The sequence below is a fragment of the Microbacterium kribbense genome (assembly GCF_039537285.1).
GTDB lineage: Bacteria > Actinomycetota > Actinomycetes > Actinomycetales > Microbacteriaceae > Microbacterium > Microbacterium kribbense.
Genome location: NZ_BAABAF010000001.1, coordinates 91,164 through 104,925 on the forward strand (window position 1 = coordinate 91,164; position 13,762 = coordinate 104,925).

A 13,762-nucleotide genomic window follows, 5' to 3' on the forward strand; every position below is an offset into this window, starting at 1 on the left:
TCACCAGTCATGGACGGTGCCGTCGGCGAGCCGGTTGTAGGGCAGATACGCCTGCTCGTACGGGTACTTGCCGGCCTCGTCCTGGTTCAGCTCGACGCCCAGGCCCGGCTTGTCGCCCGGGTGCAGCATCCCGTTCTGCCAGCTGAACGACTGCTCGAACACCTCGTTCGTGCGCTGACCGTGCTCCATGTACTCCTGGATGCCGAAGTTGTGGATGGCCAGACCCAGATGCATCGCGGCGGCCATGCCGACCGGCGAGACGTCGGTCGGACCGTGCATGCCGGACTTGATCTGATACATCGCGGCGTAGTCGAGGGTCTTCTTCAGCGGCGAGATGCCGCCCATGTGCGTGACCGCACCGCGCACGTAGTCGATCAGCTGCTCGCGGATGATGTCCTTGAAGTCCCACACCGTGTTGAAGATCTCGCCGATGGCCAGCGGCGTCGTGGTGTGGCTGCGCACCAACCGGAGCGCCTCCTGGTTCTCGGCAGGGGTGCAGTCCTCGAGCCAGAACAGGTCATACGGCTCCAGCGACTTGCCGAGCTTCGCCGCCTGAATGGGCGTCATCCGGTGGTGGCCGTCGTGCAGCAGCGGGATCTCGGGGCCGAATTCATTGCGCACGGCCTCGAACACGCCGGGCACGTGGCGCAGATAGGCACGCGTGTCCCAGTCCTCCTGCACGGGCTGGGCGCCGCGGCGTGCGGGCTCATGGTCATAGCGCACTCCGGGCTCGCCCTGCTCGGCGCCCTGCGAGGCGATGCCGTAGATGGCCTTGAGCCCGGGCACACCGGTCTGCACGCGGATGGCGCGGTAGCCCTTCTCTAGATGCTCGCGCACCGAGTCGAACAGCTCGGGCAGCTCCTTGCCGGAAGCATGCCCGTAGGCCAGCAGCCCGGTGCGGCTGGCGCCGCCCAGCAGCTGATAGACCGGCATCCCCGCGGCCTTGCCCTTGATGTCCCACAGCGCCATGTCGACGGCGGCGATCGCGGCCATCGTCACGGGACCGCGACGCCAGTACGCCGAGCGGTACAGGAACTGCCACGTGTCTTCGATCTTCGCGGCATCCGAGCCGATCAGAAGCGGCACGACGTGCTCGGTGAGATAGGCGACCACGGCCAGCTCGCGGCCGTTGAGGGTCGCGTCGCCCAGGCCGGTCAGGCCGTCGTCGGTCGTGATCTTGAGGGTGACGAAGTTGCGGTCGGGGCTCGTGACGACCACGTCTGCCTTGTCGATGATCATGATGGTTCCTTCCTGTCCGCATCGATTCTTGCGCCCTTCAGTGCGGTCCACCGGGCCCGCAGCGCGTGTGCGGCGGCCTTCGGCTTGCGGTCTCGGGTGAACACGCCCTTCTTGTTCCCGTCGACGCGGAAGAATCCGGACGACGTCTGGAAGTCCGCGAAGTTCCACACCTGCTCACCGACCATCGTCTCGACGCGATCGAACACGCGGTGGTAGACGTCGAGCATCTTGGCCTGGTACTCCTCGGTCCAGGGCTGATCCCACACGGAGTGGTAGCCGGCGATCGTATCGGCGCCGTACTCGGTCATGATCATCGGCTTGCCGTACATCTGCTCCCAGCCGCGCAGCTCCTGCTCGAGGTGCTCTTCGGCCGCGACGAGGTCACCGCCGTCGACATACCAGCCGTAGTAGCGGTTCAGGCACAGCACGTCGGCGAACTTCGAGACGCGGCAGACGTTCGGCGGCGCCATCATGACATTCACGAACGTGACCGGCCGGGTCGGGTCGAGTTCGCGGGCCAGCGCGAACAGGGGCTCGAAGTACGTGTCGGTGCCCTCGCTCATCGTGTCGGGCTCGTTGGCGATGGACCACATCACGACGCACGGGTGATTCTTGTCGCGGGCGATCAGCCCGCGGATCTCGCGCCGGTGCGCGTCCTGCATCGCCGGCCCGAACCCGTCGGCGAAGTCCTTGTCGCCGGCCCCGCCGAGCATGTCGGCGATCCCGCCGCCGATCTTCTTGTTCAGCCCCACCGCGGCGGTCTCGTCGATGACGACGATGCCGTGCCGGTCGGCGAAGTCCATGACCTCTTCGGCGTACGGGTAGTGCGAGGTGCGGAACGAGTTCGCGCCGATCCACTCGATCAGCTGGAAGTCGTGCACGAGGTAGGCGTCGTCGTGCCCCTTGCCGCGCACCGCGGAGTCCTCGTGCTTGCCGAACCCGGTGAAGTAGAACGGCGCCCCGTTGATGAGGAATCGGCCGCCGTCGACGGCGACGGTGCGGATGCCGACGGTCTGCGGGTACTCGTCGACCACGGCGCCGTCGACGACGGCCTCGACGTCGAGCCGGTACAGGTAGGCGGCACCGGGCTGCCACAGGTGCGCGTCCGCGACGCGGAGGACGCCGCTGGCACCGGCGGATGCGGCGACCTCGCGGCCGTCCTCGTCGATGAGGCGCACGCGCACGTCGGCGTCCCCCTCGACGGCGACGCGGTAGTCGACGACCCCCGTGGCGCCGTCGATGTCGGTGACGACCGTGACATCGGCGACGTGCACGGCCGGGCGACTGGCGAGCCACACCGACCGGGCGAGGCCGGCGTAGTTGTAGAAGTCGTGCATGTAGGTCTGCGTCGCACGCCCGTCGGAGCGGACGGTCACCGTGCCCGGTGGGATCGTGTCGGGCGTGAGCCGGTTGTCGACTCCGATCGTGAGACGGAACTCCGCTCCGGCGTCGACGAGGTCGGTGACGTCGGCCTCGAACGGCAGGTAGCCGCCCTCGTGCTCGGCCACTTTCTGGTCGTTCACGTAGACGACGCCGTGGTGGGTTGCGGCATCCACGCGGACGATGACGCGCTCGCCGGCCCAGCCGCGCGGGACGCGCACCGTGCGCTGGTACCAGACCCACCCGACGTGGTCGCGTATCGACGGGTCGGTGAAGAGGTCGTTGTAGCTGGCGGGCACCGGTGCCTGCAGGCGGGTGCCGAGCCGTCCCGTCCAGGGCGCGGTGACCTTGCCGTCGTCGACGGCGAAGTCCCACAGCCCGTTCAGCGACACGAGTTCCCGGGTGGCGGTGATCTTCGGCGTGAGCATGGTGACCTTTCTGTCCGTCTTCACACGGTCGCAGCGACGGTGCCGCGCACCCGTGCGACGAAGTCGGCGTCGATGTCGGCGCCCACCAGTCGCAGCAGTTCCCCGATCGGATCGGCCGAGGACGCCGCAGCCGCGACCGCCTGGCTCTCCCGGTCGGCGGCGGGAATGTCCGCCGCGACGGCGATCCACGCGGCGAGCGCATCGGCGCAGGCCGCGGCATCCTCCCCCCGCGCACGCAGCCGCGTGACGATCGGGACGATGCGGTAGCGGATCTTCGTCGTGGTCTCGCCGGCGATCTGATCGAGCCGGTGCACAATGCGCGCGTTCGCGAACCGCTCGGCCAGCTGCCGGCGGTACTCGACGTGCTCGACGCCGGCGGGCAGGCAGGTGACGGCCTCGGCCCAGAACGCGTCGACGAGTGCGCGGCAGTCCGGGTCGGCGAAGGCCGCGGCGACGGTGTCGTACCCGCGGACCGGGCCGGCGGTGGCCAGGATCGTGTGCGCGCCGTTGAGCAGCCAGAGCTTGCGGTCCTCCCACGGGCCGATCTCGTCGACGAAGCGGGCGCCGCCGCGCTCCCACGCCGGCCGCCCGGCCGGGAAGTCGCCCTGCAGCACCCAGTCGGTGAACGGCTCGGTGATCACGGTGGCCCGGTCGTGCCAGCCGGCCTCGATCACGGCGTCGACCTCGCCGGTGTGGGCGGGGGTGATGCGGTCGACGCTGGTGCCGACGAACGACACGTTCTCCCGCACCCAGGCGGCCAGGTCGGCGTCGACCCGGGCGGCGAGGGCCGTGACGGCGCGGGCGGTGACGGCGCCGTTGGCGGGGATGTTGTCGCACGAGACCACGGCGATGGGCCCCGCGCCCGCCGCGCGCCGGGCCTGCAGGGCCAGCAGCAGGCGGCCCAGGGGGGTGGTCGGGGCATCCTTCTCGCCCATCCCCCCGTCCGGGGCTGCGCCCTCGGGCGGGGCCACGCCCTCGGGCGGGGCCATGCCCTCCGGCGGGGCCACGCCCTCGGCTGAGGCGAGGAGATCTGCCGAGCCGAGGGCGGATTCGGCCGATTCGGTCCTCGCCCCGCGAGATCCCCTCGGCTGAGCCGAGGATGAGGACAGAGATGTCCGGCGCAGGGCGCGGATGTCGGCGACGACGTCCGCGTCATCCTGATCGAGCTGTCCGTCAGGTCCGAGCCGATAGCCGGCCTCGGTGATGGTAAGGGTGACCACGCCCACCTGCGGATCGGCGAGAAGCTCGCCGAGGCGCTGCAGATCGGCGCCGTCGCGCGCCTCGCTGATGCTGGTGATGACCTCGACGGCATCCGACTGCGCGCTGCGCTCGACGAGCGCGAACACGCCGTCCTGGGCGGCCAGCGGCTCGGCCGCGCGCGGCGAGCGGCCGGTGAAGGCGGCGATGCCCCAGCCGTCGCCGGCGCGCTGGGTGTACCAGGCCTGGTGGGCGCGGTGGAAGGCGCCCAGGCCCAGGTGCACGATGCGCACCGGGGCGGCGGGGGCGCCGACCGCGCTGCGGGTCAGGGGGCGGGCGCCGGTTGGGTCGCTCACAGTTTGAACACCTCGCGGGGGATCGCATCGACCAGGTCCCGGGCGATGCGCCGGGCGGTGGGCAGCGAGACGCGGCCCTCGGTGACCAGACGGGCCAGGAACGAGGCATCCACCCGCCGCGACACGTCGTGGCGTGCCGGGATCGACAGGAACGCGCGAGTGTCGTCGATGAATCCGCTGGAGCGGTAGAAGCCGGCGGTTTCGGTGACGGCGGAGCGGAAGCGCGTGATCGCGTCGGGGGCATCCAGGAACCACCACGGCGCGCCGATGTACAGGCTCGGGTAGAAGCCGGCCAACGGCGCGATCTCGCGGGAGAAGCTGGTCTCGTCGACCGTGAACAGCACGATGTGCAGACCGGGCGCGGTGCCGAAGGACTCGAGCAGGGGCCGCAGGTTCTCGGTGTAGGAGGTGCGCACCGGGATGTCGTGCCCGGTGTCGGGGCCGAACGCCGCGAACGTGGGGCGGTGGTGGTTGCGCCGCACGCCGGAGTGGATGGTCATGACCAGCCCGTCATCCACGCTCATCTTCGCCATCTGGTAGAGCATGTGGCCGCGGAACTCGCGGGCTCCGGCGGCGTCCAGCCGCCCGGTGCGGGCGGCCTGGAACAGGGTCTGGGCGGCAATCGGGTCGAGGTCGGTCGTATACGGCTCGTAGACGCCGTGGTCGGCGGAGACCGCACCGTGGCCGACGAAATGCGCACGGCGCGTGCGCAGCGCCTGCAGATATCCGGCGAAGGATGTCGGCTGGCCCGTCGTCTCGATCAGCCGCTGCACCCGGTCGCCGAACCCGTCTGCCTCGGGGTCGAGATAGGCGTCCGGACGGAACGTCGGCAGCACGCGTCCCGTGAACGACGGGTCCGCGGCCAGCGCCGCGTGCGCGGCGAGGTCGTCGAGCGGGTCGTCGGTCGTGGCGAGCACCTCGATCGCGAACCGGTCGAACAGCGCGCGGGGCCGGAACGAGCTCTCGTGCAGTCGCGCCGAGATGCGGTCGTAGAGGTCGTCGGAGTTGTCCGCCGACGGCTCGTCGGAGATGTCGAACAGGGTGCGCAGCTCATATCCGAGCCAGTACGCCGACGCGGTGCCCGCGAAGCGGTGCCAGTTCGCGGCCAGCGCGCGCCAGATCTCGCGCGGGTCGGCCGCGGCATCCGGTCCGACGCCGAGCTCTGCCAGCGGCACGCCCGAGGCGAACAGCAGCCGGGTGACGTAGTGATCCTTCGTGATGAGCAGCTCGGCCGGATCGGTGAACGGCTCGTCGCGCAGCAGAATGCCGGGGTCGACGTGACCGTGCGGCGAGATGATCGGCGCATCGGCGACTTCACCGTACAGGTCGAACGCGACATCGCGCACGTGGGGATCGGTCGGCAGCAGTGCCAGCTCCGGAGACGTCTTCGGCATGTGTCCATCATCCGCGTTCGCAGCAGGTTTGTCAACCGATTGCCATACGGCATCTCGATCCTGCTGAGCGATCCGCCACTTCATAAGACAACCGGTTGCCGACAGGCCACACCCGTCCGCGACCCGCAGCAGACGGCAGGCCCGCCGTCCGGCCCCCGGCGCACCTCCGACCGACAGCCGACCGGCCCGACCTGACCGGCGCACCCGGGCTACAGGCGGAGCCCGTGCCCGAACCGAAACAGCGGGTCCCTCCTCTGCCGAGAAGGTCCCTCCCGCGCGACGCACCTTCTCGGCGTGCGACGCACCTTCTCGGCGTGCAACGCACCCTCTCGGCGCGCAACGCACCCTCTCGGCGCGCAACGCACCTTCTCGGCGCGAAGCGCACCACCTCGGCGGATAAGGGGCCACCTCGGCGTGGCCTGCGCGCGGGCTACGCCCGGGCGATCACCGTGAGCACGGCTGCGCCGTAGGCCTCGCGCTTCTTGGCGCCGATGCCGGTGATGCCCTCGAGCGCATCCACCGAGCCGGGCCGGTGCTCGGCCAGCGCGCGCAGGGTGGCGTCGTTGAACACCACATACGCGGGCACGCCCTGCTCCCGCGCCTGCTCGGACCGCCAGGCGCGCAGCGCCTCGAACAGCTCACGATCGGCCGGGTCGACGGCATCCGAGACCGACGACTTGCGCACCCTCGTCGAGGTGGTGCGGCCGAGCACATCCCGACGCAGCGGCACCGGCATCTGCCCGCGCAGCACGCCGGCCGCGCCCTCGCCGAGGGCCAGCGTGCCGTACTCCCCCGTGGCCACGAGCAGCCCGCGCGCAAGCAGCTGCCGCACGACGCTGCGCCAGTCCTGGTCGGACAGGTCGGCGCCCAGACCGTACGTCGCCAGCCGCTCGTGCCCGAACCGGACGATGCGCTCGGTCGTCGCGCCGCGCAGGATGTCGATCAGGTGCCCCGCGCCATACGCCTGCCCGCGCTCACGCTGCAGCCGCACGATCGTCGAGAGCAGCTTCTGCGCCGGCACGAGCCCGTCGAACGTGTCGGGCGGGGTCAGACACGTGTCGCAGTTGCCGCAGGGCTGGGATGCCTCGCCGAAGTAGCCGAGCAGGTTCTGGCGGCGGCATCCCACCGTCTCGCAGAGGGCGAGCATCGCATCCAGGTGCTGACCGAGGCGTCGCTTGAAGGTGCGGTCGCCCTCGGATGCGTCGATGAACCGCCGCTGCTGCACGACGTCGCCCAGGCCGTAGGCCAGCCAGGCCACGGCCGGTTCGCCGTCGCGGCCGGCCCGGCCGGTCTCTTGGTAGTAGCCCTCGACCGATTTCGGCAGGTCGATGTGCGCGACGAAGCGCACGTCGGGCTTGTCGATGCCCATGCCGAACGCGATCGTGGCGACCATGACCACGCCGTCCTCGCGCAGGAATCGCGCCTGGTGCCGCGCGCGCACCCCGGCGGGCAGGCCGGCGTGGTATTCGAGCGCGTCGATGCCCTGCGTGCGCAGGTGCTCGGCGGTCTGCTCGACGCTCTTGCGGCTGAGCGTGTAGACGATGCCGGCGGCGCCCTCGGGCTGCGACCGGATGAACGCGACCAGCTGCCGGCGCGCGTCGACCTTCGGCTCGATGCGGTACTGGATGTTGGGCCGGTCGAAGCTCGCGACATACTGCCGCGCGTCCTGCAGCCGCAGCCGCTCCGTGATCTCACGGTGGGTCTCGCGGGTGGCCGTCGCGGTCAGCGCCATCCGCGGCACGCCGGGGAAGCGCTGCCCCAGGTCGCCGAGCGCGAGGTAGTCGGGACGGAAGTCGTGCCCCCATTGCGACACGCAGTGCGCCTCGTCGATCGCAATGACGCTGAGCCGGCCGCGGGACAGCAGCGCGGTGGTCGAGGCGACGTTGAGTCGCTCGGGCGCGACATAGAGCAGGTCGAGTTCGCCGGCCAGGTAGGCCCGCTCCACGACGGCCCGATCGGTGGGCGTCTGCGTCGAGTTCAGATATCCGGCGTGCACGCCGTTGGCGACGAGCGCGTCGACCTGGTCGTGCATCAGGGCGATCAACGGGCTGACCACGAGTCCCGTGCCGGGCCGCACCAGCGCCGGCACCTGGTAGGTGACCGACTTGCCGCCGCCGGTGGGCATCAGCACTATCGCGTCACCACCGGCGACGACATGCTCGACGATCGCGGCCTGATCGCCGCGGAACGCGTCGTACCCGTACACCTCGTGCAGCACGTGCAGCGGGTCTGCGCCTGGGCCCACGCGCCCGGAGGCTCCGCGCGACGCGTCAGCGGCGCGTGGAGGGGGCGTGGGGATGAAGTCACGCCTATCGGATGCCACGGGCCCGCCGCGCTGAGAACGGGATGCCGGGGCAACCCGCCCACCGGCCGGCGGCATCCACCCCTCGTCCTCCTCCGGAGGGGCCCACTCGTCCGGCGGAGCATCCGTGCTCGCCCACGGCACGTCTGCGTAGGGGTCACCGGCGGGAATGCTCACCCCTCCAGGCTAATGGCGCCCACCGACGCCGCGGCATCCACAGCCCAGGGGTCAGCGCACGCGGGCGAGCCCTCCTCGATCCACCTCGTACACCGTGTCTGCGAGTTCATCGACATCCGCGCCGATATGGCTTGTGAACAGAACCGTGCGACCCTCTGACCGCTGACGCCTCAGCAGCGCGTGCATCTCAGCGACACTGCTGCGGTCGAGGCCGTTGAACGGCTCATCAAGGAGCAGCACCTCTTGGTCTTCCATGATCGCTTGCGCAATTCCGAGCTGCTGCTTCATGCCCAGTGAGTAGTTCCGCACGCGCTGTCGCAATGTCGGATCAAGCCCCACAGCCACCATCGCGGCCTCGGTCTCAGCACGCCGGGCAGTGTTCCGGATGCGTGCAAGCCGCTGGAGGTTCTCGTATCCGGTTGCGAACGGCAGATAGCCTGGGCCATCGATGAGAATCCCAAAGGATTCGGGGTAGGCCATCCCCTGCGGAAGATACTCCGGCGACACGTGAACCTTCCGGCATCAAGTATCCCCCACCCTGCGTCCAGCCATGCGGATGGAATTGCGGGGGCAAGCACGACCGTTGCCACGATCGGCCGCCGCTGCTCGACGCGCTATGCAGGCCCTCAGCACCACTTCGCGGCGATCGCGCGAATGACGGTCGCATTGCGGCTGGTGGCCACCCCGAGCAGCTTCGCGGCGTTCAGCGGGTCGACCGCGCCGGGTTGGTAGCCGGCGCCGAGCAGCGCGTGGGCGGCACGTGCGCGCACGACCATCTCACCGGCATCCGACTTCGTCGCCGCCACCGCGGCGAGCGCTTCGGCATCGAGCTCGTCCTTGAGCAGGTAGACGTAGTGCCGGACGATCTCGGGGTGCGCCACGGCGAGCTCGTCGACGTCACGCGCGATGGCGGCGAACTCGGATGCCTCGAACACCACGGTCGGCACCTCGAAGCCGCGATCGGCGGCGAACGCCCCCTCGAGCGCGCACTCGATCTTCGCGCGCGACCGCAACGGCGAGCGCAGCCGCACGTTGCCGCTGTTGATGTGCGTCTGCACGTCGGTGCAGCCGGCCTGCTCTGCGACGCGGCGGATGTCGTCCTTCGGGAAGGCGCGCGTGGCTCCGAGGTTCACGGCCCGCAGAAACGCGAGATAGGTCGGCATCCGCCCATTGTGCCGCGCGGCGGCGACATCCGCGCGCCCCGACGATGCGACGTCATCCGCGCGCCCCGCGCTCCGGTGATCCGCGCGCTGCAGCGCCCTCAGCCGCCCGCGAGCGCGGAAGGGATGTCGGTGCGGGCGAAGTCGTCGCCCACGTAGGCAGCGGTGCGCGCCGCGCCGTCGCCAGCGCGTAGGCGAAGCAGTCGCCGAAGTTCAGGCGGGCCGGATGCCCCGACCCGCGCCCGTAGTCCCGATGGGCGCGCCGCGCGATCTGCGCCTGCGTGGCGTCGACCGCCACGACCTCGAGGTCGAGCGCATCCACCAGCGCGTCGAACCGTGCCGAGCGCACCGGATCGTGTCGGCTGCCGGCGACGATGGATGCCTCGACCAGCGTCGCCGCCGATATCGCGGCGGTCTCGGACCGTTCGAGGGCGGTCAGCACATCCGCCGCCGCGGTCTCGCCTTGCAGTATCGCGATGAGCGCCGAGGTGTCGGATCACCGCGGCATCCCGGTCGCCTCGTCATAGAGGTCAGCCTCGGGCGGCACGCAGATCGACCCCGCGGAACGCCTCCTGCGCGGCCGTCGCTGCGGCGCGGATGCGACGCACCCGGTCTTCGCGCTGCTGCCCGGAGCCCAGCTCGGCGAGCTTCGCCCGCACGGCGAATTCCACGGCGGAGGTCTGGCTGACGGCGAGGCGGCGCGCCAATTCTCGCACCGCCGCGTGCACCGCGTCGTTCTTGATGTTCAAGCTCACGGTAGAGGGTCTACCCGTTCCATACACACTTCCACCACGGGCATCCCTAGGCTGTGCTGTCAGCACGTGCGATCGATTCCTCCGCGCCATGGCCACTCCCACATTCAGTCGTCACATATGGCGGGTTCACCGGCATCCACGCCACCATTTGCGACGACTGAACCCAGGGCATAGCCGCGTGCCGACCTTCAGTCGTCACATATGGCGGGTTCATCGGCATCCACGCCACCATTTGCGACGACTGAACTCAGTGCGTAGCCGCGTGCCGACCTTCAGTCGTCACATATGGCGGGTTCACCGGCATCCACGCCACCATTTGCGACGACTTAAGCCGTCGCGTCCCACGCCCCCACCCCACCCCGCCCCACCGGAGCGGCTACAGCCGCACGACCTCGGCCACCCGCACGACGGCGGTGCCGGCATCCGCCGACTCGGCCAGGTCGACCTCGGCCCGGATGCGCCAGTCGTGGTCGCCGGCCGGATCGTCGATCGTCTGCTCGATGCGCCACACGCCGGCGGCGTCGTCCTCGTCGATCGCGCAGAGCCGCGGCGAGCGCGCCCGGCCGTCGATGCCGATCGAGTCGTGCTCGGCGAAATACCCGTCCAGCGCGGCCGGCCAGCCGGCATCCGGATCCAGCTCCACGAGCTCGTCGTCGCGCTGCCGCGCCGCCAGCTGCACCCGCCGGAACAGCTCGTTGCGCACCAGCACCGTGAACGCGCGCCGGTTGGCGACGACCGAGGTCGGCGCCGGCGGCACCACCGGGGCATCCGCCTCGGCGACCGGATGGATCAGCGCCTCCCACTCGTCGACCAGGCTCGAGTCGACCTGACGCACCAGCTCGCCCAGCCACTCGATCACGTCCAGCAGCTCAGACGTGCGCGCCTCCAGCGGCACGGTCTGCCGGATCGCCCGATACGCGTCCGACAGGTACCGCAGCACGAGCCCTTCACTGCGGGTGAGCTGGTAGAACGAGACGAACTCGGCGAACGACATCGCCCGTTCGAACATGTCGCGCACGACCGATTTCGGGCTCAGCTCGAAGTCGCGCACCCAGGGCTGGCTCGACGCGAACACCTCGTACGACTGGCGCAGCAGCTCGTCCAGCGGCTTCGGATACGTGATCTCGTCGAGCGCGTCCATGCGCTGGTCGTAGTCGAGGCCCTCGGCCTTCATCGCGCCGATGGCCTCGCCGCGCGCCTTGTGCTCCTGCTGGGCGAGGATCGCGCGCGGATCGTCGAGCGTCGCCTCGATCACGCTCACGACGTCGAGCGCGTAGTGGCCGCTGCCCGCAGCATCCGGCGCGTCGTCCGGGTCGAGCAGGTCGATCGCCGCCAGCGCGAACGGCGACAGCGGCTGGTTCAACGCGAAGTTCGGCTGCAGGTCGACCGTGAGCCGGATGCCCCCGGTGCTCGCGACCTCGACGATGCCGGCGTCGCGCAGCGTGCGGAAGATCGCCAGCGCGCGCCGGGCCAGCGCGTACTGCTGCGGCCGTGTCTGGTGGTTGTCGAAGACGAGCGATCGCACGTGCGCGAAGACATCCCCGCCCCGTGCGATCACGTTGATGAGCATGGCCGCCGTCAGCGGCAACTGCGGCACGAGCGGTTCGGGAACGGCGGCCACGAGCCGGTCGAACGAGCCCTGCCCCCAGTTGATCGCGCCGACCGGCGCCTTCTTGCGCACGATCTTCTTGCGCTTGGCGGGGTTGTCCGCGGCCTTCGCGAGGGCCGCGGCGTTCTCGATCTCCCACTCCGGCGCCATCACGACGACGTTGCCGTAGGGGTCGAAGCCGGCGCGGCCCGCGCGGCCGGCGACCTGATGGAACTCGCGAGCGGTCAGCTGCCGCATCCGGGTGCCGTCGAACTTCGCCAACTCGGTGATCACGACCGTGCGGATCGGCACGTTGATCCCGACGCCGAGGGTGTCGGTGCCGCAGATCACCCGCAGCAGGCCGCGCTGCGCGAGCGTCTCGACGAGGCGGCGGTACCGCGGCAGCATCCCGGCATGATGGATGCCGATGCCCGCGCGCACGAGTCGCGACAGCGTCTTGCCGAACCCGGTCGAGAAGCGGAATCCGCCGATCGCATCGGCGATCTCGTCGCGCTGCGCGCGGGTGGCGACCTTCATGCTCGACAGCGCCTGTGCGCGTTCGGCGGCGGCGGCCTGGGAGAAGTGCACGATGTAGACCGGGATCTCGGTGTTCTCCAGCAGCGCCTCGACCACCTCGTGCACCGGCCGCCGCTCGTACGCGAAGTTCAGCGGGACGGGCCGCTCCACTCCGGTCACCAGGGCCGTGGCGCGGCCGGTGCGGGCGGACAGGTCGGCGGCGATGTCGGCGACGTCGCCTAGGGTGGCCGACATGAGCAGGAACTGCGCACGCGGAAGGAGCAGCAGCGGCACCTGCCAGGCCCAGCCGCGGTCGGGGTCGCCGTAGTAGTGGAACTCGTCCATCACGACCTGGTCGACCGGGGTGTCGGCGCCATGGCGCAGCGCCATGTTCGCCAGGATCTCGGCCGTGCAGCACACGATCGGGGCGTCCGGATTGACCGACGAGTCGCCGGTGACCATGCCGACGTTCTCGGCGCCGAACGTGTCGACCAGTGCGAAGAACTTCTCGCTGACCAGCGCCTTGATCGGCGCGGTGTAATAGCTGCGGGTGCCGGCGGCCAGTGCTGCCGCGTGCGCGGCTACCGCGACCAGCGACTTGCCGGTGCCGGTCGGCGTGGACAGCACCACGTTCGAGCCCGAGACCAGTTCGATCACCGCTTCGTCCTGCGCCGGGTACAGCGACAGGCCGAGGCCTTCGGCCCATCCGACGAACGCGTCGTAGACGGCGTCGAGGTCGGCACGGGCCGCGCCGTGCAATCGGTCGAGCAGGGTGTCGGTCACCCTCTGAGTCTGCCGCACGTCGGTGCTCCGCATCGGCGGCGGCTGTGCCCCGGCGACCCACGCGGGCGATCGGCGCCGCCGACGGCGGAGCTGCTGCGGGGTGCGGCATCGGGTGCCGCGCTCGCGGAACACACCGTCCGCGCCGTACGTTAGAGACAAGGGACGAGAGGAATGCCATGCCCGAGCCGCAGCTGCGCGTGACGCGTAACGACGATGAGCGCCGCTACGAGATCCACGTCGACGACGTGCTGGGCGGGTACACCGTGTTCCACGAACGCGAGCCCGGTGTGCTGCGGTTTCCGCACACCGTGATCGATCCGGCGTTCCGCGGCAAGGGGCTGGCGGTCGTGCTCGTCGAGCGGGCCATGGCGGATGTCGCGACCCGTGGTGAGATCGTCGTGCCGTTGTGCACGGTGGTGCACGGGTACCTCGACACGCACGACGTGCCCGGCCTGGCCGTGCAGTGGCCGGCCGAGACGGTCTGAGC

At 70.4% G+C, this 13,762-nt stretch carries 11 protein-coding genes; 1 reads left to right on the forward strand and 10 read right to left on the reverse strand.

Features of this window, described 5'->3' with window-relative positions; genetic code table 11:
- The 10 genes from manD to ABD705_RS00395 form a co-directional block, all read right to left on the reverse strand.
- Positions 1–1,239: a D-mannonate dehydratase ManD gene (manD, locus tag ABD705_RS00350; RefSeq protein WP_344779372.1), complete on the reverse strand. Its 1,239-nt coding sequence runs from the start codon at positions 1,237–1,239 to the stop codon at positions 1–3.
- Positions 1,236–3,047 (reverse strand): beta-glucuronidase, encoded by a 1,812-nt coding sequence (gene uidA, locus ABD705_RS00355; protein ID WP_344779374.1) that lies wholly within the window; start codon positions 3,045–3,047, stop codon positions 1,236–1,238. Before uidA ends, manD begins: the two co-directional genes overlap by 4 nt.
- A 20-nt stretch (positions 3,048–3,067) precedes the next feature.
- A complete protein-coding gene (locus ABD705_RS00360) occupies positions 3,068–4,600 on the reverse strand; it encodes a mannitol dehydrogenase family protein (protein ID WP_344779376.1) in 1,533 nt (510 codons plus the stop codon).
- A complete protein-coding gene (gene uxaC, locus ABD705_RS00365; RefSeq protein ID WP_344779378.1) occupies positions 4,597–5,994 on the reverse strand; it encodes a glucuronate isomerase in 1,398 nt (465 codons plus the stop codon). The genes ABD705_RS00360 and uxaC overlap by 4 nt, the downstream gene beginning before the upstream one ends.
- A 430-nt stretch (positions 5,995–6,424) precedes the next feature.
- The gene (recQ, locus tag ABD705_RS00370; RefSeq protein WP_344780398.1) at positions 6,425–8,374 is read right to left on the reverse strand and encodes a DNA helicase RecQ; all 1,950 of its coding nucleotides are present in this window, start codon (positions 8,372–8,374) and stop codon (positions 6,425–6,427) included.
- Positions 8,375–8,524: 150 nt separating this feature from the next.
- Positions 8,525–8,953 carry an ATP-binding cassette domain-containing protein gene (locus ABD705_RS00375; RefSeq protein ID WP_344779380.1) on the reverse strand — a complete coding sequence of 143 codons (429 nt, stop codon included), beginning with the start codon at positions 8,951–8,953 and terminating at the stop codon, positions 8,525–8,527.
- Between the two features lie 146 nt (positions 8,954–9,099).
- On the reverse strand, positions 9,100–9,636 hold the full coding sequence (locus ABD705_RS00380) for a DUF1697 domain-containing protein (protein WP_344779382.1): 537 nt from the start codon (positions 9,634–9,636) through the stop codon (positions 9,100–9,102).
- Between the two features lie 52 nt (positions 9,637–9,688).
- On the reverse strand, positions 9,689–10,075 hold the full coding sequence (locus tag ABD705_RS00385) for a PIN domain-containing protein (protein ID WP_344779384.1): 387 nt from the start codon (positions 10,073–10,075) through the stop codon (positions 9,689–9,691).
- An 88-nt stretch (positions 10,076–10,163) separates the two neighbouring features.
- Positions 10,164–10,388 (reverse strand): type II toxin-antitoxin system VapB family antitoxin, encoded by a 225-nt coding sequence (locus ABD705_RS00390; RefSeq protein ID WP_344779386.1) that lies wholly within the window; start codon positions 10,386–10,388, stop codon positions 10,164–10,166.
- Positions 10,389–10,764: 376 nt separating this feature from the next.
- Positions 10,765–13,275 (reverse strand): DEAD/DEAH box helicase, encoded by a 2,511-nt coding sequence (locus tag ABD705_RS00395; RefSeq protein WP_344779388.1) that lies wholly within the window; start codon positions 13,273–13,275, stop codon positions 10,765–10,767.
- A gap of 176 nt (positions 13,276–13,451) precedes the next feature.
- Here ABD705_RS00395 and ABD705_RS00400 point away from each other — a divergent pair, with 176 nt between their 5' ends.
- Entirely contained in the window at positions 13,452–13,760 is a 309-nt protein-coding gene (locus ABD705_RS00400; RefSeq protein ID WP_344779390.1) for a GNAT family N-acetyltransferase, read from the forward strand.
- The last annotated feature ends 2 nt before the right edge of the window (positions 13,761–13,762 follow it).